General features: G+C 64.9%; 21 protein-coding genes. 4 read left to right on the forward strand and 17 right to left on the reverse strand.

What is annotated here, in order from left to right:
* The first annotated feature begins 30 nt into the window (after window positions 1-30).
* Window positions 31-864 carry a pyruvate, water dikinase regulatory protein gene (locus ACK5JE_RS08780; RefSeq protein WP_416801316.1) on the forward strand — a complete coding sequence of 278 codons (834 nt, stop codon included), beginning with the start codon at window positions 31-33 and terminating at the stop codon, window positions 862-864.
* A 29-nt stretch (window positions 865-893) separates the two neighbouring features.
* Here the strand turns inward: ACK5JE_RS08780 and ACK5JE_RS08785 are convergent, their stop codons facing one another.
* The 16 genes from ACK5JE_RS08785 to rpsB all read right to left on the reverse strand — a co-directional run bounded on the left by ACK5JE_RS08785 (window position 894) and on the right by rpsB (window position 16,487).
* Window positions 894-1,676: a TrmH family RNA methyltransferase gene (locus tag ACK5JE_RS08785; protein ID WP_416801419.1), complete on the reverse strand. Its 783-nt coding sequence runs from the start codon at window positions 1,674-1,676 to the stop codon at window positions 894-896.
* 14 nt (window positions 1,677-1,690) lie between these two features.
* Window positions 1,691-2,338: a ribonuclease HII gene (gene rnhB, locus ACK5JE_RS08790; RefSeq protein WP_416801317.1), complete on the reverse strand. Its 648-nt coding sequence runs from the start codon at window positions 2,336-2,338 to the stop codon at window positions 1,691-1,693.
* The gene (gene lpxB, locus ACK5JE_RS08795; protein ID WP_416801318.1) at window positions 2,325-3,554 is read right to left on the reverse strand and encodes a lipid-A-disaccharide synthase; all 1,230 of its coding nucleotides are present in this window, start codon (window positions 3,552-3,554) and stop codon (window positions 2,325-2,327) included. The genes rnhB and lpxB overlap by 14 nt, the downstream gene beginning before the upstream one ends.
* Window positions 3,551-4,351, reverse strand: coding sequence for an acyl-ACP--UDP-N-acetylglucosamine O-acyltransferase (gene lpxA, locus ACK5JE_RS08800; protein ID WP_416801319.1), 801 nt, complete (start codon window positions 4,349-4,351; stop codon window positions 3,551-3,553). Before lpxA ends, lpxB begins: the two co-directional genes overlap by 4 nt.
* Window positions 4,348-4,800 carry a 3-hydroxyacyl-ACP dehydratase FabZ gene (fabZ, locus tag ACK5JE_RS08805; protein WP_291768721.1) on the reverse strand — a complete coding sequence of 151 codons (453 nt, stop codon included), beginning with the start codon at window positions 4,798-4,800 and terminating at the stop codon, window positions 4,348-4,350. The genes lpxA and fabZ overlap by 4 nt, the downstream gene beginning before the upstream one ends.
* Window positions 4,800-5,945, reverse strand: coding sequence for a UDP-3-O-(3-hydroxymyristoyl)glucosamine N-acyltransferase (gene lpxD, locus ACK5JE_RS08810; protein ID WP_416801320.1), 1,146 nt, complete (start codon window positions 5,943-5,945; stop codon window positions 4,800-4,802). The genes fabZ and lpxD overlap by 1 nt, the downstream gene beginning before the upstream one ends.
* Before the next feature lie 6 nt (window positions 5,946-5,951).
* Window positions 5,952-6,503 (reverse strand): OmpH family outer membrane protein, encoded by a 552-nt coding sequence (locus ACK5JE_RS08815; RefSeq protein WP_416801321.1) that lies wholly within the window; start codon window positions 6,501-6,503, stop codon window positions 5,952-5,954.
* A 66-nt stretch (window positions 6,504-6,569) separates the two neighbouring features.
* Window positions 6,570-8,933, reverse strand: a complete 2,364-nt coding sequence (gene bamA / locus ACK5JE_RS08820; RefSeq protein WP_416801322.1) for an outer membrane protein assembly factor BamA — start codon at window positions 8,931-8,933, stop codon at window positions 6,570-6,572.
* Between the two features lie 64 nt (window positions 8,934-8,997).
* Window positions 8,998-10,338 carry an RIP metalloprotease RseP gene (rseP, locus tag ACK5JE_RS08825; protein WP_416801323.1) on the reverse strand — a complete coding sequence of 447 codons (1,341 nt, stop codon included), beginning with the start codon at window positions 10,336-10,338 and terminating at the stop codon, window positions 8,998-9,000.
* Between the two features lie 24 nt (window positions 10,339-10,362).
* Window positions 10,363-11,568 (reverse strand): 1-deoxy-D-xylulose-5-phosphate reductoisomerase, encoded by a 1,206-nt coding sequence (locus ACK5JE_RS08830; RefSeq protein ID WP_416801324.1) that lies wholly within the window; start codon window positions 11,566-11,568, stop codon window positions 10,363-10,365.
* Window positions 11,569-11,621: 53 nt separating this feature from the next.
* The gene (locus ACK5JE_RS08835; protein WP_416801325.1) at window positions 11,622-12,464 is read right to left on the reverse strand and encodes a phosphatidate cytidylyltransferase; all 843 of its coding nucleotides are present in this window, start codon (window positions 12,462-12,464) and stop codon (window positions 11,622-11,624) included.
* Between the two features lie 14 nt (window positions 12,465-12,478).
* Window positions 12,479-13,243 carry a polyprenyl diphosphate synthase gene (gene uppS / locus ACK5JE_RS08840; protein ID WP_416801326.1) on the reverse strand — a complete coding sequence of 255 codons (765 nt, stop codon included), beginning with the start codon at window positions 13,241-13,243 and terminating at the stop codon, window positions 12,479-12,481.
* A gap of 26 nt (window positions 13,244-13,269) precedes the next feature.
* Window positions 13,270-13,830 (reverse strand): ribosome recycling factor, encoded by a 561-nt coding sequence (frr, locus tag ACK5JE_RS08845; protein ID WP_416801327.1) that lies wholly within the window; start codon window positions 13,828-13,830, stop codon window positions 13,270-13,272.
* A gap of 8 nt (window positions 13,831-13,838) precedes the next feature.
* The gene (gene pyrH / locus ACK5JE_RS08850; RefSeq protein WP_416801328.1) at window positions 13,839-14,555 is read right to left on the reverse strand and encodes a UMP kinase; all 717 of its coding nucleotides are present in this window, start codon (window positions 14,553-14,555) and stop codon (window positions 13,839-13,841) included.
* A gap of 205 nt (window positions 14,556-14,760) precedes the next feature.
* Window positions 14,761-15,636, reverse strand: coding sequence for a translation elongation factor Ts (gene tsf / locus ACK5JE_RS08855; RefSeq protein WP_416801329.1), 876 nt, complete (start codon window positions 15,634-15,636; stop codon window positions 14,761-14,763).
* A gap of 98 nt (window positions 15,637-15,734) precedes the next feature.
* Window positions 15,735-16,487 carry a 30S ribosomal protein S2 gene (gene rpsB, locus ACK5JE_RS08860; RefSeq protein ID WP_416801330.1) on the reverse strand — a complete coding sequence of 251 codons (753 nt, stop codon included), beginning with the start codon at window positions 16,485-16,487 and terminating at the stop codon, window positions 15,735-15,737.
* A gap of 274 nt (window positions 16,488-16,761) precedes the next feature.
* On the opposite strand from rpsB, the gene map reads away from it, so the two are divergent.
* From map to ACK5JE_RS08875, 3 genes are read left to right on the forward strand one after another with little or no spacing between them, the layout of a single operon-like run.
* On the forward strand, window positions 16,762-17,580 hold the full coding sequence (gene map, locus ACK5JE_RS08865) for a type I methionyl aminopeptidase (protein WP_416801331.1): 819 nt from the start codon (window positions 16,762-16,764) through the stop codon (window positions 17,578-17,580).
* Window positions 17,581-17,587: 7 nt separating this feature from the next.
* A complete protein-coding gene (locus ACK5JE_RS08870) occupies window positions 17,588-20,269 on the forward strand; it encodes a [protein-PII] uridylyltransferase (protein WP_416801332.1) in 2,682 nt (893 codons plus the stop codon).
* A complete protein-coding gene (locus ACK5JE_RS08875; RefSeq protein ID WP_416801333.1) occupies window positions 20,266-20,754 on the forward strand; it encodes a disulfide bond formation protein B in 489 nt (162 codons plus the stop codon). Before ACK5JE_RS08870 ends, ACK5JE_RS08875 begins: the two co-directional genes overlap by 4 nt.
* 19 nt (window positions 20,755-20,773) lie before the next feature.
* Here the strand turns inward: ACK5JE_RS08875 and purF are convergent, their stop codons facing one another.
* Window positions 20,774-22,276, reverse strand: coding sequence for an amidophosphoribosyltransferase (gene purF, locus ACK5JE_RS08880; RefSeq protein WP_416801334.1), 1,503 nt, complete (start codon window positions 22,274-22,276; stop codon window positions 20,774-20,776).
* Window positions 22,277-22,291 lie beyond the last annotated feature (15 nt).

The raw sequence follows: 22,291 nt of genomic DNA on the forward strand, positions 1-22,291 counted from the left end.
CGTTTCTGACGCTTGGTGGTTCAACAATCCATGACCGACTCTTCTATCGAACGCACGGTGTTCATCGTTTCCGACAGCACCGGAATCACAGCGGAAACCTTCAGCCACGCGGTGCTTTCCCAATTCGAGGCAATCGCTTTCCAGTCCGTGCGCCTGCCCTTCATCGATTCGGTCGAAAAGGCCGACGCCGCCGCCCGGCGCATCGCCCAGCAGGCCGACCGGGGCGGCCCGCCTCCCCTGGTGTTCAGCACCCTGGTGGCGCCGGAAATCGCCGACCGCATCCGCATGGCCCCCTGTGTCTTTCTGGACCTGTTCGGCTCTTTCGTCCGCCACCTGGAGGGCGTCCTGGGCGTGACCGCCAGCCATTCCGTCGGACGATCACATACCAACGGCCTGAGCAAGCAGTACAACAACCGGATCGAGGCCATCAATTTCAGCCTGGCGCACGACGACGGACAGTACATCCAGGGGCTGGAACAGGCCGACGTCATCCTGGTGGGCGTCTCGCGCTGCGGCAAGACACCGACCAGCCTCTACCTGGCGATGCAATATGCGGTCAAGGCCGCCAATTATCCATTGATTCCAGAGGATTTTGGCCAGGGCGCCCTGCCCGCCACCCTGGTGCCTTACCGGCGCAAGCTGTTCGGGCTGTCGATCCAGCCCGAACGGCTGGCCGAGGTGCGCAACGAACGCCGGCCCAACAGCACCTATGCCTCACTGAAACAATGCCGCCAGGAAGTCGCCGACGCGGAACGACTGATGCGCATGGAAAACATTCCCTGGCTGTCCACCACCACCCGCTCGATCGAGGAAATCTCCACAAAGATCCTCGACGAAGTCGGTCTGGACCGCATGAGCTACTGAGGCCGCCGTCGTCTGCCCTGCAATGGCGGTCATGGCGGCATCTGTTGCTGGCGCCGCTGTTCGAACAGGCAGATCGCGGCAGCGGCGGCGACGTTCAGGGATTCGACCGACGCGGCCTGCGGAATATGAAGCCGCCAGTCGGCCCGCGCCAGCAGATCGGCCGCCACGCCACGCCCTTCGTTGCCGAACAGCCAGGCGCAGGGCTGACGCAGATCTCTGGCATACAACGATCCGGTCTTTTCCAGCGTCGTCGCGGCCAGCGGAATGTCCAGCCGTTGCGTCAGCGCCGCGAGATCGGCGTGTTCATGGATGTCCAGGGCGAAATGCGCCCCCTGGCCGCTGCGCAGCACCTTGGGGGACCAGGCAGCCGCGCAGCCTGCGGACAGATAAGCCTGCTTCAGACCCGCCGCTGCCGCTGTCCGCAGCAACGTGCCCAGATTGCCCGGGTCCTGAACCCGATCCAGCCACAAACAGCCCGCAGCGATGCGCGCAGGCGGCTGCGGTGCGGGCGGCTCCACGATGAAGAACACCGCAGGGCCATGCCCGACCTGAGACAGGGCGACGGCCAGCACGTCTTGCAGCACCACGCGACGGCGCTGCGCGCAGGTCCGCCAGATCGGCTCGACCCAATCCAGCGCAAGCGCGGATTCGCCCGCCACCAGAACATGCGGCGGCCCGTGGCGTTCCAGCCAGGCCTGGCACAGATGTTCACCTTCAAGCATGATCCGGCGCTCATGCCGGCCGGGCCGTCCCTGGGCCAGTCGCAGCCAGGCGCGAAAATCCGGATTGTCGCGCGATGCGATCCGGCGCACGGAAACTTCAGCGGTCATGCCTCGCCCTCCCCGCGCTGCTTTCCGGTCCCGGCGCCGGCTGCTTCGAGCAGGCGGCGGATGGGCGCAAAGCCGCGTCGGTGCGCAGGACAGGGGCCGAATTCGGCCAGCCGGGCCATGTGCAGCGCGGTGCCGTACCCCTTGTGGCGATCGAAGGCATAGTGCGGATAGCGCGCATGCAGTTCCAGACAGCAGGCATCGCGCGCGGTCTTGGCCAGGATCGACGCGGCGGAAATGGCGGGTTCGAGCGCATCGCCTCCGATCACGGCCCGGGCGCAGCATGGCAGGCCCTTGGGCAGACGATTGCCGTCCACCAGGATCAGCGCCGGCGCGAGGGACAGATCGAGACAGGCCCGCCGCATGGCCAGCATCGTGGCCTCCAGAATGTTCAGACGCTCGATTTCCTCAATATCGGCCCGGGCCACTGCCCAGGCCAAGGCCCGGGCCCGGATCTGCCCGGCCAGATGCTCCCTGCGCTCGGGGCTGAGTTTTTTGGAGTCATCCAGGCCCTCGATGGGGCGCTCCGGATCCAGAATGACGGCCGCCGCGAAAACCGGGCCGGCCAAGGGGCCGCGTCCGGCCTCGTCCACGCCCGCCACTGGCCCCTGCGGCGACAGCCCGTCGAACAGGTCAGGCGTGATCACGACGGGTTTCCAGGATTGCCTGTGCGGCCAGTGCCGGCGTATCGCGGCTGAGGGTCTCGTGCAGCGCCGTGAAGCGCTGCGCAATGCGCGCGCTCAGATCCGCATCGGTCAGGGCCGCCCAGGTGTGCTCGGCCAGAGCCTGCGGGGTGGCGTCTTCCTGCAACAGCTCCGGCACGACGAATTCGCGCTCCAGGATGTTGGGCAGGCCGATCCAGGGCAGACTGGGTGCATCCTGGCCGGATTTCCAGGCCATGATGCGCCGCATCCAGGGCGTGATGACGTAAGAGATGACCAGAGGCCGCTTGAACAGCGCAGCTTCCAGGGTGGCCGTGCCGCTGGCCACGAGGACGGCATCGGCAGCCTCCATGGCATGCCAGGCAATGGGCCATTCAGTCGTGTCCGGTCCATCGGCGCGCCGCAGCGGCTCCTGCGCCCCTGGCCCTGCCGCAGGCAATTCCGACAGGACCGTACAGCCCGGGACGGGATTCTGCGCCAGAATGGCCTCGAACTGCGCGCGGCGGCGCGCATTGACGACCGGCACGATGATCCGCAGGTCGGAATCCTGGCTCCGCAGGATCTGGGCCGCCTGCAAGAACCGCGGCGCCAGCAGGCGGATCTCCGATTCGCGGCTGCCCGGCATCAGCGCCAGCGTCCGGCGCCCGGGTTCCAGCCCCAGGCGCCGACGCGCCGCGGCCCGGTCGGGCCGCACAGGAATAAGCTCAGCCAGGGGGTGCCCGACGTACGTCACCGGCACCCCCTGCTCCCGGTACAGATCGACCTCGAAGGGAAACAGCACCAGCATGTGCGACACGGCGCGGCGGATCTGATGAATGCGCTCGAAGCGCCAGGCCCAGATCGAGGGGCCCACTAAATGCACAGTGGGAATGCCAGCGGCCCGCAGTTTTTCTTCGAGGCGCAGGTTGAAATCCGGCGCGTCGACACCCACGAACACATCCGGACGCCAATCCAGGGTGCGGCGGCGGGTATCGCGCCAGGTGCGGATCAGGCGCGGCGCCTGACGCAAGGCGTCGACATAGCCGAACACCGACAGCGCATCCATGGGATGCCAGGCCTCGAAGCCCGCCCGGGCCATGGCCGGGCCGCCGATGCCCATGGCCCGGACCTGCGGATCGTGCGCACGCAGGCCGCGGAGCATGCGCGCCGCCAGCAGGTCGCCGGAAGGCTCTCCTGCCACGATGGCGGCGGAGAACGTCATGGCCGGGCGATACCCCGGCTGGATGCGCGCAGGAAATCCAGCAGCGTCTGGACCGCAGGCGCCTCGGCAGGATGCTCGGCCTGCAGGACGGCCAGCGCCTCGATGGCCTGCTCCACGCTCAGCTTGCGCCGGTAGAGAATCTTGTAGGCATCTTTGAGCGCCTGGACATCGGCGGGCGTGAAGCCGCGCCGGCTCAGCCCCTCGGCATTGATGCCGACCGGCCGGAAAGAGTCCCCCGCGCCGATCATGTAGGGGGGAACGTCCTGGCGCACGGAGCTGGTGCCGCCGATCATGGTGTGCGCACCGATGCGCACGAACTGATGCACCGCCGACAGACCGCCCAGGATGGCCCAGTCGCCGATGTGAATGTGCCCGGCAAGTTGAACGCCGTTGGCGATCACGGTGTGGCTGCCCAGCTGGCAATCATGGGCGATATGGACATAGGCCATGATCCAGTTGTCGTCGCCCAGCCGCGTGGTGCCCTCGTCCTGCGCCGTGCCGATATTCACGGTGACGAATTCGCGGAACGTGTTGCCCGCGCCGATTTCGAGCGCCGTGGGCTCGCCCGCGTATTTTTTATCCTGCGGGATGCCGCCGATGGAGCAATAACGGTAGAAATGATTGTCCGGGCCGATGGCGGTCCGGCCGTCGATCGTGCAATGCGCGCCGACGCGTGTCCGCGCGCCGATGCGGACATGTTCGCCGATGATGCTGTAGGGGCCGATGACGACATCCTCGTCCAGCACCGCGCCTGACGTGACAAGGGCTGTCGGGTGAATCTGCGCCGCGCCCATCATTCCTCCAGGATACGCACCGCGCACATGATCTTGGCCTCGGCGGCAATCTGGTCGCCGACTTTGGCCACGGCGGTGTATTTACAGATGGAGCGGCTGAGCTTGTCGGCCGAGACCTCCATGCGCAATTGATCGCCCGGGACCACGGGGCGCCGGAAACGGGCGCCATCGACACCGACCAGATAATAGGCGATCTTGGTGCTGGCCAGGTTCGGCGCTCCCGCATCGGCAAACGAGAACAGCGCGGCCGCCTGCGCCAGGGCCTCGATGATGAGCACGCCGGGCATGACCGGGTGATGGGCGAAATGGCCCTGGAAGAAGGGCTCGTTGTAGGTGACATTCTTGATGGCCACGATGCTCTTGCCAGGGTCCATTTCCAGGACGCGGTCCACGAGCAGCATCGGCTGCCGGTGCGGCAGCCGTTCCATGATGTCTTTGATATCGAGTTCCATTATTGTGTGTCCTGCTTGTGGTTCGTCGGCTGACCGGAGGTTCCGGCTGCGCCTTGGCGCTCCGCGGCACGCAGCCGCTTGCGCAATTGCGAGAGCTGGCCGATCACAGCTGCATTGTGTTGCCAGGCGCTATGCTCCGCCACAGGGAAGACCCCCGTGTAACGCCCGGCCTTGAGAACATCCGAGGTGATCGCTGTCCCTCCCGAGATGTGCACATCGTCACCCAGGGTCAGATGACCGCCGAACATGGCCGCGCCGCCGATCACGCAGCGTTGTCCCATGGTCGTGGATCCGGCCACGCCCACACAGGCCGCCATGGCCGTGTGATCACCGATCCGGCAATTATGGCCGATCATGATCTGGTTATCGAGCTTGACTCCGTTGCCCAGCACCGTGTCCTCGATCGCGCCACGATCCACGGTGGTATTGGCGCCGATTTCCACATCGTCACCGATCCGCACACCGCCCAGTTGAGCGATTTTGGCCCATGCGCCGGGCATACGCGGATCCGGGGCGAAGCCAAAGCCATCGGCGCCCAGCACCACGCCCGAATGCAGTATGGCGCGCGCGCCCACATGCACGCCGTGGTAGAGCGTTACATGGGGATGCAGCAGACTGTCCGCGCCGATGACGCTACCGGCGCCGATGACGCAGCCGGCGCCGATGCGCACGCCTGCGGCAAGCTGGACGCCCGATTCGATCACCGTCAACGGGCCGATATGCACGTCATCGGCCAGCACGGCATCGTCGGCAATCACGGCGCTGGGATGAATGCCTCGAGGCAGGCCGGCCTGACGGTAGCGATCGAACCACTGGGCCAGCAACGCATACATCACGTAAGGCTGGGGACACAGCACCGCTGCCCAGGCGGGCGCGTCGGACCGACGGGATCGATAGGCATCCCAGTCCTGCGGGCGCAGGATGACGGCCGCTGCGCGGCAGTCATCCAGCTGAGACTGCAGACGGGGATTGGACAGGAAGCTGATTTCGGACCGGCCCGCCGCATTCAGGGAGCCGATTCCTTCGATTTTCAGGCCGCCAGCCTGCGGCGCGCCTGTGATGCTGCATCCCAATCCAGCCGTATCGGCAGCCCGCAGCAGCTCGGACAATGCGGGCGCCCGATCGGGCGCAAGCAGCACAGGCATCGGAAATCAGCCGCCCAGGGCGCCGATGACCTGGTCGGTGATGTCCACGCGCGGGCTGACCGTCACAGCGTCCTGAATGATCAGGTCGTAGTTCTGCTGTTGCGCGATTTTCTTGATCGCGGCATCGGCCTTTTCCACAATGGAGGAAAACTCCTCATTGCGGCGGCGGTTGAAGTCTTCCTGGAATTCGCGGCGCTTGCGCTGCAGATCGGAATCCATGTCCTGCAGCTTGCGCTGGCGCTTGACACGCTCGGACTCGGACAGCACCGGAGCGTCCTTGTCGAGTTTTTGGGCCTCGGAGCGCAGGCTGTCGGCCAGCCGCTGCAACTCCTGATCGCGCTTTTTGAATTCGGCTTCGATCTTGGCCTGAGCCGCCTTTGCGGGCTTGGAGTCACGCAGGATGCGCTCAGTGCTGACAAAACCGATCTTGGTGCCCTGGGCATAGGAAGGCGCAACAAACAGCGCTCCCAGACCGATGGCTGCCGCCAGGGCCAGGGCCCGGTGGCGACGCACGGCGCGTTGCGCCAATGTTGAAACATTCAGACCTGAAACAGACATGATAAAGAATCCACCTAGGATCAAAGCAGCTACAAAGAGAGCTATTGTGCCATCAAACGAGGAGAATCAGAAACCCGTGCCAATCTGGAACTGGAAGACTTGCTTTTCGTCACCTTCCTTGGCATTGAGCGCACGGCCAAAGGACAGCTGCAACGGCCCCATGGGTGACTCCCAGGACAGTCCCAGCCCCGCAGAATATTTCCAGCCGCAGGGATCCGCCACCCGGCCGCCCACGCCCTGGGCGCAACCATAGCCGTCGGTCGTGGAGACCTGACCGAAATCGGAGAACACGAACCAGCGCAGGGTGCGGTCGCGCGTCGCGCCCGGGAACGGCAGGTAGAGCTGCACGTTGCCGATGATCCGCCTGGAACCGCCCAGATAGGTATCGGTCAGCGGGTCGCGCGGCCCCAGGGAGGCGCCCTCGTAGCCACGCACCGAGCCGATACCGCCGGCATACATGTTCTTGATCACCGGGAAGGGCTTGCCGCTGTTGCCATAGGTCTTGGCCCAGTCCACCTGCCCGTTTACGGCCAGAGTGAACGCGCGACCCAGCGGCAGGTAATATTGCTGCTGGCCGCTGAATTTGTAGTAGCGCAGGTCCATGGTCGACACGTCGGCGGACACGCGGGTGTAGCTGCCGCGATGGGGCGCCAGGGCGCTGTCCCGGGTGTCCTTGGACCAGCCCACCGTGAAGATGGCGGCATTGGTGGTGTCGCCATATTGATCGACGAAATCCTGATAGGCCCAGGGTGCCGGATTGGTACCGGCCCGCCGGATGTCCTTGAGCGAATTGCGCTCGAAGGTCAGGCCGGCAAAGATACGATCGACCTCGGTGATCGGCACGCCGAAATTCAGGCCGGCCCCCATGGACTCGACCGTGTACCAGCCGTTCGACTCGCTGTCGGACACGTCATAAGGCGTGGTGCGGCGATAGTACAGAGACGTGGTCTTGCTGATGCCGTCCTTGGTCCAGTAGGGATTGGTATGCGAGATCACCGCCGCGCGGTTGGTCTTGCTTGTATTGATGTTCAGAGACAGGGAATTGCCGCTGCCGAAGATGTTGTCCTGGCTGATGCCGGCCGACAGCAGCAGCTTGTCGGTGGTGCCGTAGCCCACGCCCAGGTTGATCATGCCGGTGGGCTTTTCCTTGACGTCGACATTGACGTCCACCTGGTCGGGCGAACCCGGCACCGGATCCGTATTGACGGCGACTTCGGTGAAAAAGCCCAGGCGGTCGACGCGTTCCTTGGAGGTCTTGATGCTGGAGGCATCGTACCAGGCGGCTTCCTGCTGGCGCATCTCACGCCGCACGACCTCGTCGCGGGTGCGGGTGTTGCCCCCGATGTTGATCCGGCGCACATAGACGCGGCGGCCCGGATCGACGAAAAAGGTCAGCTTGGCGATATGGTTTTCGCGATCCAGCACCGGACTGGGATTGACATTGGCGAAGGCGTAGCCCAGCGTTCCCAGGTAGTCGGTGATGGACTTGGCCACGGCGTTGGTCTTTTCGGCCGAGAAGACCTCGCCTTCTTTGATGGTGACCAGCGGCTGGATCTTGTCGTCCAGGCCGAGCAGGTCCCCCGCCAGATCGACCGGGCCCAGTGTATAGGGCTGGCCCTCGTGCAGGGTCATGGTGATGTAGATGGCCTTGCGATCGGGCGAGATCGAGACCTGGGGCGGCTCCATGGCGAACTCCAGGTATCCCCGATCCAGGTAGTACGAGCGGATGCGCTCGACGTCGCCCTCGAGTTTTTCGCGCGAATACTTGTCGGTCCCCGTGTACCAGGTCATGAAACCGCCGGTGGTCAGTTCCAGCTGATCCTCGAGCGTGCCGGCGGAGAACGCCTCGTTGCCGATGAACTCGATCTTGTCGATGGTGGCGACCTCGCCCTCGAAAATATCGAAGCTGACCCCGACCCGGTTGCGCTCCAGCGGCGTGATGACCGGATTGATCTGGACGCCGTACTTGCCCTTGGACAGGTATTGCTGCTTGAGCTCGAAGACCGCGCGGTCGAGCATGGCCTGGTCGAAGATCCGGCCCTGGCCGAACCCGACCTGCGCCAGGGACTGGGTCAGCGCCTTGGCGTCGAATTCGCGCATGCCGTTGAAATTGATCGAGGCAATCGTGGGACGCTCCACGACGGTGACGACCAAAACACTGCCCTTTGCATCGATCTTGACGTCATTGAAGAACCCCGTGCCATAGAGCTTCTGGATGGCGGTCGAGGCTTCTTCCTGGGTGAAGGTCTGACCGACCTTGACGGGGAGATAGGTGAAAATCGTGCCGGGATCGACGCGTTCGATCCCCTTGACCTGAATGTCCTTGACCACGAACGGCGTGAAGGCTGCTGCAATGGCGGGAGCCAGCAGCGAGGTCAGCACCAGGGGGATGGCGCGCTTGATCAGGCGAAAATTCCGGGGAAACGACATCCTGGCAATCCTATTCGACCGTGGAGGGGCACGTTGAAGTGATGCGCGATTGTAAGTCACAACCCTATCCGCTGAAAAGCCGAGAAAAATCATTGAACAAGGCGAGAACCATGAGGCCCAGGATCACCCCCAGCCCCAGCCGCTGACCCAGATCCCGGACATGCTCGGACAAGGGCTTGCCCCCGCGCAGCGCCTCGATCAAATAGAACAGCAGATGACCGCCGTCCAGCATCGGAATGGGCAGCAGGTTCAGCACACCGATACTGATGCTGATGAGCGCCAGAAAGCCCAGATAGGACTCCAGGCCGACCCGGGCGGTCCGGCCGGCGTATTCGGCAATGGTCACCGGGCCGGTGACGTTTTTCCAGGAAACCTCGCCCACGACCATGCGCCCCATCATGCGCAGCGTGAACAGGCTCATGTCGGCCGTGCGGCGCACCCCCAGCCACAGGCTCTCCAGCGGCCCTTGCCGCACCAGAACCCGGGGGCGTTCGGCCTGGATCATGACGCCGATGCGGCCTACCGTCCGGCCACCCTCCCCCGCTTCGGGCCGGGGCGTCACGGACAGCGAGACCCGGGCGCCCTGCCGCGAGACGACCAGGGGCAGCGGCCGGTCAGCATGACCCTGCACGATCTGGATGAAGGATTCGACGGACGGCTGCTCAAGATCGCCGGTGGCCAGGATGCGGTCCCCTGGCCGCAGCCCGGCCTGTTCGGCCGCCCCGCCCGCCACGAGATCGCCTGCCACCGGATACGGCGCCTGCAACACCAGCCCGGCCGCCTGCAGCGGATCGGGACCGTCGGGCACCACCGCCTGGGGCATCAGCCGCAGCGAATCCGTGCGGACCGTGCCGTCGGAGGCCATCAGCGTCAGGGGCACCTCGCCCCCCACGGACAGCGGTTCGGCCAATCGCCAGCGGGCCTGGGTCCAGGAGGCCACCGGCTCTCCCTCGATGGCGGTCAGAGTGTCGCCCCCCCGGACGCCGGCCAGCGCGGCGGGAGTGCCGGCGGGCGGCGCTGCCAGCACGGCGGCCGGCTCCTGTGTGCCCCACATTCCCAGGAAGGCATAGATCACCGCAGCCAGCAGCAGATTGGCGACAGGCCCGGCCGCCACGACAGCCACGCGCCGGCACAGCGGTTGAGCATTGAACACGGCGCGTCGGGTGGCTTCATCGGCATCCGGCGGCGCCTCGTCGAGCATCTTTACATAGCCGCCCAGCGGGATGGCCGACAGCGCCCACTCCGTGCCGTGCCGGTCATGGCGACGCAGCAGCACCCGACCAAAGCCGACCGAGAACCGCACGATGGGAACGCCCGCGCGCCGCGCCACCCAGTAGTGGCCCAGTTCGTGAAAAGTGACGAGCAGGCCCAGCGCGAGAAGAAAAGAAAACAGGGTCAACAACATAAAAGGAAACCGGGAATCGCGGCCTCAGTGCGGCTGGCACATGCCAGCCGCTACGCGGCGCGTGTGCGCATCCAGATCGAGAATTTCCGCCAGGGAGGATGGCGTGCGCATCCCGTGCGCCACGGAGTCGTCCAGACAATGCTCGATGATGGGCGGAATTTGAGTGTAGCGGATTCGACCGCGCAGGAAGCCTTCCACGGCCACTTCATTGGCCGCATTCAGCGCAATGCAGGCCCCCTGCCCCTGGCCCAGCGCGTCAAAGGACAGCCGCAGACAGGGAAACCGCTTGAGATCGGGAGTCTCGAAATCCAGGCGTCCGAGCCGGGCGAGTTCCAGCAGGCCGACGCCACTGTCGATGCGCTCGGGATAGCCCAGGCCGAAGGCGATGGGCGTGCGCATGTCGGGTTGGCCCAACTGGGCCAGGATGGAGCCATCCAGGTATTCGACCATGGAATGCACCACGCTCTGGGGATGGACCACAACCTGAATGCGCTCCAGGGGCATGGCAAACAGCCAGTGGGCCTCGATGACTTCCAGCCCCTTGTTCAGCATGGTGGCGGAATCGACTGAAATCTTGCGACCCATGCGCCAATTGGGATGCGCGCAGGCCTGGTCCGGCGTGACGGAATCCAGCTGGTCCAGCGCCGTGCGACGGAACGGCCCGCCGGAGGCCGTGAGCAGCAACCGGCGCACCCCTTCGTCCGGGCTGGTCGGCGCCCGCGACCGGTCCGCCGTCCGCGGCAGGCATTGAAAGATGGCATTGTGCTCGCTGTCGATGGGCAGCAACTCGGCGCCGGATTCTCGCACGGCCCGCATGAACAGGTTGCCAGCCGCCACCAACGCTTCTTTGTTGGCCAGCAGAACCCGCTTGCCTGCCTGTGCGGCGGCCAGCGCCCCGGGAAGGCCGGCCGCGCCGACGATGGCGGCCATGACGGCAGTGACCTCCGGCGCGGCGGCCGTATCTGCCAGCGCCTGGGCGCCCTGGCGGATTTCCGGCAAGGGGCGACCCGCCGGCCAGGCCGTCAGGAAACGGGTCCGGGCGGCATCGTCGGGCACGATCACGACCCGCGCGTCATGCCGCGCCGCCTGGTCGGCCAGGGCCTCGATCCGGCTGTGCGCGCTGAGCGCATGGACGGAGAATCGGTCCGGGTGGCGCGCCACGACATCCAGCGTACTCACCCCGATAGAGCCGGTCGAGCCGAGAATGCAGAGGTGTTGCTGGACGGGCATGGTGTCTGGACCTGTAAATGCGAATGAAAACGTGTCGTACAGGCCGGAGGCCCTCAGAGGCCCGCCAGCAGCAGGAGCACGGCGGCCGGCGCCACGGGCAGCACCGCGTCGATACGGTCATACACGCCGCCATGCCCCGGCAGCAGCTGGCTGGAATCCTTGACGCCGGCGCGACGCTTGAGCAGCGATTCGAACAGGTCGCCGACGATGGACCAGGCCGCCAGTACGAGACCGGCCAGAATCAGGCCCGGCCAGCCGAGATGCACTCGCAGAAGCGAACCGAAACTGTCCGGCCACCACAGTGCGGTCGCGACCAGCCAGGCCGTGGCCACCAGAATGCCCCCTGCAGCGCCTTCGAGGGTCTTGCCCGGGCTGACGCGGGGCGCAAGCTTGCGACGCCCCAAGCTGCGGCCCGCAAAATAGGCCGCGATGTCTGCAACCCAGATCAGGGCCCACAAGCTGATCAGCGCGGCCGCGCCGAAACGTAGAAAAACCCAGGCCAGGGCATACCAGGCAGCCGCCAGGGTCAGCACCCCGGCCAGCGCCAGAATCCCGGGCCGGCATCCCTCCGGAACATGGGCGCGCACCACGAAAGCAGGCGCGGCGGTCAGCCAGAACAGCACCGCCAGCGGCAGCAGAAAGCGCCCGAACACGGTATCCAGTATGGCCTGACCATCGGCCAGCTGCATGGAAAGCGGAATCAGCACAATGATGAACAGGAGCGCGCCGACCCACGGCACGGCGGCGCCTTTGACCACCAGCCGCAGCCATTCCCACAGCGCGCAGCCGGCCATCAATCCCAACAACGCCAGCATCGGCCAGGGAGTCGGGGCGGTCACGGCGCCCGTCACGATCAACAGCAGGACGATGGCGGTCAGGATACGCTGGCGCAGCATGGGCGGGGCTCCTTTCAGACGGCGCCGCGCAGCTGGGCGCTGGTGCGGCCGAAGCGCCGTTCCCGTCCCCGGTACCACGCAAAGGCCTGATCGAGCTGCCCGGCATCGAAATCCGGCCACCAGCAGTCCGTGAAATACAGTTCAGTATAGGCCAGCTGCCAGATCAGGAAATTGGAGATCCGCTGTTCTCCGCCCGTGCGGATGAACAGGTCGGGCTCCGGCGCATAGGACATGGTCAGCCAAGGCGTCAGGGCAGCCTCGTCCAGGGTTTCGGGGTGAGAGACCAGCTCTGGACGGCTGGTCAGCAGCGCCCGGGTGGCCTGCAGAATATCCCAGCGGCCGCCGTAATTGGCCGCAATGGTCAGGGTCATGACCGACTGACCGGCCGTACGCCGCTCGGCGTCCTCGATCAGGCCGCGCAGATGCGGATCGAAGGCCGACAGATCGCCCACCACCCGCAAGCGCACGCCCTGGGCCTGCAGCCGGTCGACTTCTTTTTCGAGGGTGCGCACGAACAGCCGCATCAGCAGCGAAACCTCCTGGGCCGGCCGCCGCCAGTTTTCGGAGCTGAACGCGAACAGTGTCAGGTAGCGCACGCCCCGGCGGCCGCAGGCCTCGACGATGCGGCGCACGGCCTGGACCCCACGCACATGCCCTGCCGTGCGCGGCAGCATCCGCTGGGTCGCCCAGCGGCCATTGCCATCCATGATGATGGCCACATGATTGGGCACGTCCCCGGTCTCGGGAATGGCAAGCGTGGAAGATGAAGGTTCGATCATACGCCGTGGCGTCGCTCGGACTGGTCTCAGACCGTCATGATCTCGGCTTCCTTCTGGGTGACGAGTCTGTCGATTTCGGCCACGTAACGATCGGTGAGTTTTTGCACCTCGTCCTGGCCGCGACGATCCTCGTCCTCGGAGATTTCCTTGTCCTTGACCCGCTTTTTGAGGGTTTCGTTGGCCTCGCGGCGCAGGTTGCGCACAGCGACCTTGGCATCCTCACCCTCGCTGCGCACGACCTTGGTCAGATCCCGGCGGCGTTCCTCGGTCAGCGCCGGCATCGGCACGCGGATGTTGTCTCCCATGGCGATGGGATTCAAGCCCAGATCGGATTCGCGGATCGCTTTCTCGACCGGCCCCGCCATCGACTTTTCCCAGACCTGCACACTGAGGGTACGGGCGTCGATCACGGTCACGTTGGCGACCTGCCCCACCGGAACGGGAGAACCGTAGTACTCGACAAGCACATGGTCCAGGATGCCGGCATGGGCGCGGCCCGTGCGGATCTTGGCCAGATTGGCCTTCAACGATTCGATGGATTTGCCCATGCGCTCGTCAGCCGAGCGGCGAATGTCGGAAAGACTCATGCGGATTCCTAGACTTGAACCAGGGTGCCTTCGTCCTCGCCACAGACGACGCGCCGGAGGGCTCCCGGTTTGTTGATCGAAAAGACCTTGATCGGCAGCTTTTGATCGCGGCACAGTGCAAAGGCGGTCGCGTCCATGACTTCGAGACGACGCACGATCGCCTCGTCGAAACTGATGCGCGAATAGCGAGTCGCGTTGGGGTCCTTGTTGGGGTCGGCACTGTAGATGCCATCGACCTTGGTGGCCTTGAGTACGACTTCGGCGCCAATCTCGGCGCCGCGCAAGGCGGCCGCCGTATCGGTGGTGAAAAAGGGATTGCCGGTCCCGGCCGCGAAGACGACGACCATGCCTTCTTCGAGGTAACGCAGCGCCTTGGGACGAATGTAGCGCTCGACCACCTGATCGATGTTCAGGGCCGATTGGACCCGGGCATCGACGCCGTGATTTTTCAGGGCATCCTGTAGCGCCAGGCCGTTCATGACGGTGGCCAGCATCCCCATGTAGTCGGCCGTGGCGCGGTCCATGCCCTGGGCGCCCGGCGCCACGCCCCGAAAGATGTTGCCTCCGCCGATGACCACAGCCAGTTGCACGCCGAGAGACACGATGCCGTGAATTTCCTCGGTCATGCGAAGAATGGTCGCGCGGTTGATGCCGAAGGCATCGCCGCCCATCAGAGCCTCACCCGAGAGTTTCAGGAGAACGCGCTTGTAGGCAGGAGTTGACATGCACCAGATTCCTGGAAAAAGAAAGGTTCGAGAAGCATAGGGCGGTACGAATGCCGGGCGCGTCTCCCGGCAGCGGGTACACACGCGAGCCGAACCTGCCGGGCCCAGCGGCGCAAACCGCCGCGACAGTCAGGCTATCGCGAAGATTTGCGGCACCGCATGGCAGGCATCGGGCGCGTTGCCATCGTACCCGAATCAGCGAAAATCAGGAACCGCTGGCGGCAGCGGCGACTTCCGCGGCGAAATCCTCGGACTTCTTCTCGATGCCCTCGCCCACCACGAACAGAGCGTAGCGGTTGATCCGGGCGGATTTTTCCTTGAGCATCTGCTCGACGGTCTGCTTGTCGTTCTTGACGAAAGGCTGCGACAGCAGCGTGATTTCCTTGAGGAACTTCTGTACGGAGCCTTCGACCATCTTGGCGACGATTTCAGTCGGCTTGCCGGATTCAGCGGCCTTCTGCTCGGCCACGGAGCGTTCCGCGGCGATCAGGGCGGGATCCACGCCGTCCGCATTCAGTGCACGAGGTTTGGTCGCCGCGATATGCATGGCCAGATCCTTGCCGACCTCTTCGGAACCAGCGAAATCGACCAGCACGCCGATACGGCCGCTGTGCACATAGCTGCTCAGGCCGTCCAGGGTGTCAAAACGCTGGAAGCGACGCACCGACATGTTCTCGCCGATCTTGCCCACGAGGTGGGCGCGCACGGATTCGACCGTGCCGTCACCCATGGCGCAGGCGCTCAGCGCGTCCAGGTCAGCAGGATTGCGTTCGGCGGCGATACGGGCGAGATCGTTAACGAAAGCGATGAAATCGTCATTTTTGGCGACAAAGTCCGTCTCGCAATTGACTTCGACCAGTGCGCCGCTCTTGCCGTCGGCGGCAATGAACAGTCCCACCAGGCCCTCGGCCGTCACGCGGTTGGCCGCCTTGGAAGCCTTGCTGCCCAGCTTGACGCGCAGCAGTTCCTCGGCGCGGGCCAGATCGCCCTCGGCCTCGGTCAGGGCCTTTTTGCATTCCATCATGGGCGCATCGGTCTTTTCGCGCAGTTCCTTGACCATGGCGGCAGTGATTTGAGCCATTGTGTATTCTCCTGTTCAATCAATGCGCGCGCCAGGATGCGGCGCGCGACGAACCCACCGCCTGAAGGCGGTGGGCCGGGACGGGGGACGGCAGGAAATTATTCCTGTTCCTGATCCTGCTCGACCTCGATGAATTCCTCGCCTTCGGCCAGTTCTTCGACCAGGCCATTGAGGCTCTGCTCGCGGCCGGCCAACACGGCATCGGCCATTCCGCGGGCGTACAGGGCGATGGCCTTGGAAGAGTCGTCGTTACCCGGGATGACGTGATCGATACCTTCGGGCGAGTGGTTGGTATCAACCACGCCGACGACCGGAATGCCCAGGGTGCGGGCTTCGGCGACGGCAATCTTGTGGTAGCCCACGTCGATGACGAACAGGGCATCGGGCAGTGTGTTCATGTCCTTGATGCCACCGATGGACTTGTTCAGCTTGTCCATTTCGCGCGCAAACATGAGGGCCTCTTTTTTGGTCATGTGCTCGGTGGCGCCTTCGGCCTGCTGAGCTTCCATGTCCTTGAGGCGCTTGATCGAGGTCTTGACCGTCTTGAAGTTGGTCATCATGCCGCCCAGCCAACGGCTGTCGACATAAGGCATGCCGCAGCGCTGGGCTTCGGCGGCGATCAGTTCGCGGGCGGAACGCTTGGTGCCGACGAACAGCACGTTTCCACCGCGGGCGGCGACCTGACGCACGAACTGGCTGGCTTCCAGGTATTTTTCGACCGTGCGTTCCAGGTTGACGATATGGATCTTGTTGCGCTGACCGAAGATGTACTCGGCCATCTTCGGGTTCCAGTAACGGGTCTGGTGGCCAAAATGCACACCGGCTTCAAGCATTTCGCGCATGAGCGACATAAAAAATCTCCGAGAGGGTTTGGTCTTGTCCCTGGCCAGTATCCGGGGCTAACATGAATGGGGAGGCAGCCATCCTGTGGATGACGCTTGCTTGCGACCCTTGGCCTGCAAGCCTTGGCCTGCAAGCCTTCGGCTCGTAATAAGCCTTCGGCCCGTAAGCCCTGGTGGCAACCCTGTCCACGTCGTCCCAAAGACACCCTTGGGTGGCTAGGCACGCTATTTACAGCTAAGCCTATAATTCTACTATCCATCTCGTCTGCACAGCAAGCACCCCATGAGCCAAATCATCACCGCCCCCCACGAAATCGACCAGATGCGTGCCGCCTGCCAGGCCGCCGCCAGCGTGCTGGATTATCTCGAACCGCATGTGCGCGCCGGGGTCACGACGGGGGAACTGGACCGCCTGTGCATGGACTACATCACCCACACGCTGCAAGTAAAGTCGGCCACCGTGGGCTACGCCCCGCCGGGGTATCCGCCCTTCCCCGCTTCGATCTGCACGTCGGTCAACCATGTCATCTGCCATGGCATTCCCGGCGACAAGGTTCTGAAAAACGGCGACATCATGAATATCGACGTCACCATCATCAAGGATGGCTGGTTCGGCGACACCAGCCGCATGTACTGCGTGGGCGAGCCGTCCATCCTGGCGCGCCGTCTGATCGACACGACCTATGAATGCATGTGGCTCGGCATCGAACAGGTCCGACCGGGCGCCACCCTGGGCGACATCGGCCATGCGATCCAGAGGCACGCCGAAACCGCCGGTTTTTCCGTGGTTCGCGAATACTGCGGCCACGGCGTCGGACGGCGCTTTCACCAGGACCCTCAGGTGCTGCACTACGGCAAACCCGGGACGGGCGTGCGCCTGGAGTCCGGCATGATTTTCACGATCGAACCCATGATCAATGCCGGACGCCGCGAAATCCGCACCCTGGCCGACCAGTGGACGGTCGTGACGCGGGACCACAGCCTGTCGGCTCAGTGGGAACACAGCATTCTGGTCACGGATGACGGCCACGAAGTGTTGACGGTCTCGCCCGGCATGCCCGCCCCGCCGGCCTGCGTCAAGACCGCCCAGGCACACGCCTGACATCCGCATGGGCATACGAACAGGCGCGGCCGCAGCCGCGCACGACGCCGCCCACAAAGACCCCGGCCAGCACCGGCAGCTTCTGACCGAATTGCGCACCCGGATGCAGGCGCGCCAGGCCGGGGCGTGCCAGTCCTGGCGCGAGCACCTGCGGCCCGACAAGCTGCTGTCCAGCCTGCGGCGCATTGCTGACGACACCCTGCACGGCTTGCTGGAAATCCATCCCCTGCCTGCCGGCGCCTGCGCGGCCGCTGTCGGCGGCTATGGGCGAGGCGAACTCTACCCGGGCTCCGACCTCGATATCCTGATCCTGCTCGAGCGCGCGCCGGACGCTGCCGCCCGTGAACGCATCGAAGCCCTGGTCGCCGCCCTGTGGGACATCGGACTGGAACCCGGGCTGAGCGTGCGCACCCTGGAACAATGCCGCCATGAGGCGGCGGCCGACATCACCGTTCAGACGTCTTTGCTGGAGGCCCGCTGGCTGGCGGGCGGCCGATCGCTGTTCAGGCGCTTCCGTGAGCGCATGCGCCAGGATCTGAACCCCCGCGATTTCTACCTCGCCAAGCGCTCCGAAATGCAGCAGCGCCACGCGCGCCACCAGGATACGCCCTATGCGCTGGAGCCCAACTGCAAGGAGTCCCCGGGCGGATTGCGCGATCTGCAAGTGCTGCTGTGGCTGGCGCGCGCGGCCGACCTGGGCACGACCTGGACTGCAGTCGCCCGCACCGACCTGCTGACTTCGGCTGAATTCCGCGCGCTGCGACGCGCGGAACTGGCGTTCAAGCGGCTGCGCATCGAACTGCATCTGCTGGCTGGCCGCCGCGAGGACCGCCTGCTGTTCGATGTACAGCCCCGGCTGGCCAAGGTCTATGGTTTTGTCGATCAGCCGCATCGACGCGCCAGCGAACTGCTGATGCAACGTTATTACTGGGCGGCACGGGTGGTCTGTCAGGTCAACCGGCTGCTGATGCTGACTCTGGAGGAGCGGCTGTTCCCCCGCCCCCAAGAGGACCCCATCGTTCTGGACGGGCATTTCTGCATCCGTCGCGAACGGCTCGCCCTGATCCGCGAGGACGCCTTCGAGCGCATGCCCAGCCTGCTGCTGAAAGTCTTTCTCATCACCCAGCAGCATCCGGAGCTGCAGGGCATGGCTGCCGGTACGCTGCGGGCCATGTGGCATGCCCGCCATCGCATCGACCGGGCATTTCGCGACGATCCGGCCAACCGCCGCCTGTTCCTGCTGATCCTGCGCCAGCCACGCGGCATCGTCCACGCGCTGCGGGACATGACGATGTGGAACATTCTGCCGCGCTACCTGCCCGCCTTCCGGCGCATTGTCGGCCAGATGCAGCACGACCTGTTCCACACCTATACCGTGGACCAGCACATCCTGATGGTGATCCGCAATCTGCGCCGCTTCACCATGCCGGAACATGCGCAGGAATACCCGCTCGCCAGCCAGCTGATCGCCGACCTGGACGACCATTGGCTGTTGTATGTGGCGGCCCTGTTTCACGATATCGCCAAGGGACGCGGCGGCGATCATTCCCAACTGGGCGCCACCGAGGTGCGGCGCTTCGCCCGTCGTCACGATCTGCCGCACGAGTCCGTCGAGCTGCTCGATTTCCTGGTGCGCGAGCACCTGACCCTGTCTCACGTGGCGCAGAAACGCGACCTGAGCGATCCCCGGGTGATTCACGAATTCGCGGCCCGGGTCGGGTCCCGGCGCCGGCTGGCCGCGCTGTATCTGCTGACCGTGGCCGACATCCGCGGCACCAGCCCCAGGGTCTGGAATACCTGGAAAGGCAAACTGCTGGAAGACCTGTATCACCGGACCCTCTCGGCGCTGGGCGGCGAACAGCCCGATACCCGGACCATCCTGGCATTGCGCAAAGATGCCGCCGCTGCCGAAACCCGCCGGATGGGGCTGCGCGACGCCAGCCGCGAGGCATTCTGGTCACAACTGGACGTAGCCTATTTCCTGCGCCACGACGCCCATGAGATCGCCTGGCACACACGCCACCTGTATCACCGTTTCAACGAACCCGATCCGGTCGTGCGCGCCCGCGTCCTGGGCCAGAGCGAGGCCTTGCAGATCCTGGCCTACGCGCCCAACCGGCCGGATCTCTTCATGGACCTGTGCACCTATTTCGAGCGCCATGGCCTGAGCATCCAGGACGCACGCATCCACATCACGCGCCAGGGCTGGGCGCTGGACAGTTTCATCGTGCTGCTTCTGGAGCATCACCGCGATTACCGCGCCCATGCCTCCCTCATCGAGCACGAACTGCATGCCGCGCTCATTGATCCTCCGGGCGCACGCCGCGACACGACGGCCCCCTCTCCCGGATCGCGCCGCTCGCGGGCGTTCCCGATCATGCCCAGCGTCACGCTGCAACCCGACGAACAGGGTGGCAACTGGAGGCTGACGGTCACAGCGGCCGACCGCGTGGGCCTGCTGCACGATCTTGCCCGGGTATTTGCCCAGCATGACGTCAGTCCGAGAATGGCCAAGATCATGACTCTGGGCGACCGGATCGAGGACATTTTCGTTCTCGACGGTCCCGGCCTGGAAAATCCGCGCGTCCAGCGGCAATTCGAGCGCCAGGTCCTCGAATCGCTAGGCGCCGCGTCAGACACCGCTTTCACTTCCAATCAGACGACTCCAACCTCTCTTCGATCATCATGACCCAGACCCGCTCCGACCGTCTTTTGCGCCTCATCAGCCTGCTCTGCCTGGCCGCCGTGGGCTTTGCCCTGATCTCTCAATACGTGTTCGACATGAAACCCTGCGCCTGGTGCGTGCTGCAACGACTGATCCTGCTGGCCATTGCCGCCGTCTGCGGGCTGGCGGGCATGGGCTGGGGCCCGGCCTTCGTGCGCCGGACCGGCGCCGGCCTGGCCGGCCTGCTGGCGATATCCGGCATCATCGCGGCCTGGTATCAGTACAGTGTGGCCGCGCAGATGTTCTCCTGCGCGCAGACCTTTGCCGATCGTTTCATCACCACATCGGGGCTGGACGCCTCCCTGCCCTGGCTGTTCGGGATCTACGCCACCTGCATGGACGCCCGCGTCAGCCTGCTGGGCGTGGAGTACGCGCTTTGGGGGCTGATGGTCTTTGCCGTCTGCGCCCTGCTGGCCCTGACCGTACTGCTGCGTCGCCCCCGGCCCTGAACGCCAGGCCGAAAACCCGTCAGTTCTCGTCCACGGCGCCCGCCATGGCGCCGGAGCGCTGCGCAAGGCCCCGGGTGCGGCTCAGCCGCTCCAGGTAGGCGTCGTCGATGTCACCGGTCACATAGCGACCGCTGAAGCAGGACGATTCGAACGACTGAAGCGCCGGGTTCAGATCGCGCAGCGACTGTTCCAGATTGCCCAGATCCTGATAGATCAGGCCGTCGGCGCCGATCTCGCGGGCGACCTGTGCCTCGTCCCGCCCGGTGGCGATCAGTTCCGCCTGGGTCGGCATGTCGATGCCATAGACATTGGGATAACGGACCGCAGGGGCGGCCGAGGCAAAGAAGACCTTGTTCGCGCCCGCCGCCCGGGCCATGTCGACGATTTCGCGGCTGGTCGTACCCCGCACGATGGAATCATCGACCAGCAGGACGTTCTTGCCACGGAATTCCATATCGATGGCGCTGAGCTTCTGCCGCACCGATTTCTTGCGCACGGCCTGTCCGGGCATGATGAAGGTGCGCCCCACATAGCGGTTCTTGATGAACCCTTCGCGGTAATTCAGGCTCAGGCGCGCGGCCAGCTGCATGGCCGCCGGCCGCGAAGAATCCGGAATCGGCATGACGACATCCAGATCGCCCAGCCGCAGCGACTTGGCGACCTTGTCCGCGAGATATTCGCCCATCTGCAGCCGCGCATCGTAGATCGAGATTCCGTTCATCACGGAATCGGGCCGGGCAAAATAGACATATTCAAAGACGCAGGGCGTCTGCTCCAGACCGGGCTCGGCGCAGTCCGCCGTGCTCAGTTCGCCGTCTTCCGTGATGACGATGGCTTCGCCTGGCGCCACATCCCGCACCAGCGAAAAACCGCTGCCGGTCAACGCCACGGATTCGGAAGCCAGCATCCATTCCGGCCCGACGTCCGTGTCCTGGCGGCCCAGGCACAGGGGCCGGATACCGTGCGGATCGCGGAAGGCCACCAGGCCGAAGCTGCTGATGTTGGCGATGACGGCATAGGCGCCCTTGGCGCGCCGATGCACCGCGCGCACCGCCTGGAATACTGCATGCGCATCCAGCGTGACGCCGTTGGACGCCTGCTGCAGCTCATGAGCGAAGACGTTGAGCAGGACCTCGGAGTCCGAGTTGGTATTGATGTGGCGCCGGTCGTGCTTGAAAAGGGACTCACGCAGTTCGCGCCAGTTGGTCAGATTGCCATTGTGCGCAAAGGTGATCCCGAACGGGGCATTGACATAGAAAGGCTGGGCCTCGTCCACGCTGGCGCTGGAGCCCGCCGTGGGATAACGCACCTGCCCCACCCCGCTGTTGCCGGGCAGCGCCCGCATGTTGCGTGTGCGAAAGACATCGCGCACCAGGCCATGCGCCTTGTGCATGCTGAAAAAATGATCGTGCGCCGTGGCGATGCCAGCGGCATCCTGGCCCCGGTGCTGCAACAGCAGCAGACTGTCATAGATCAACTGATTGACGGGGCCGCGCCCCATCACACCCACGATTCCGCACATAAGAATGAATTCCGA

Origin of the sequence: Castellaniella sp. (assembly GCF_047971665.1) — a bacterium.
Taxonomy (GTDB): Bacteria; Pseudomonadota; Gammaproteobacteria; order Burkholderiales; family Burkholderiaceae_B; genus Castellaniella.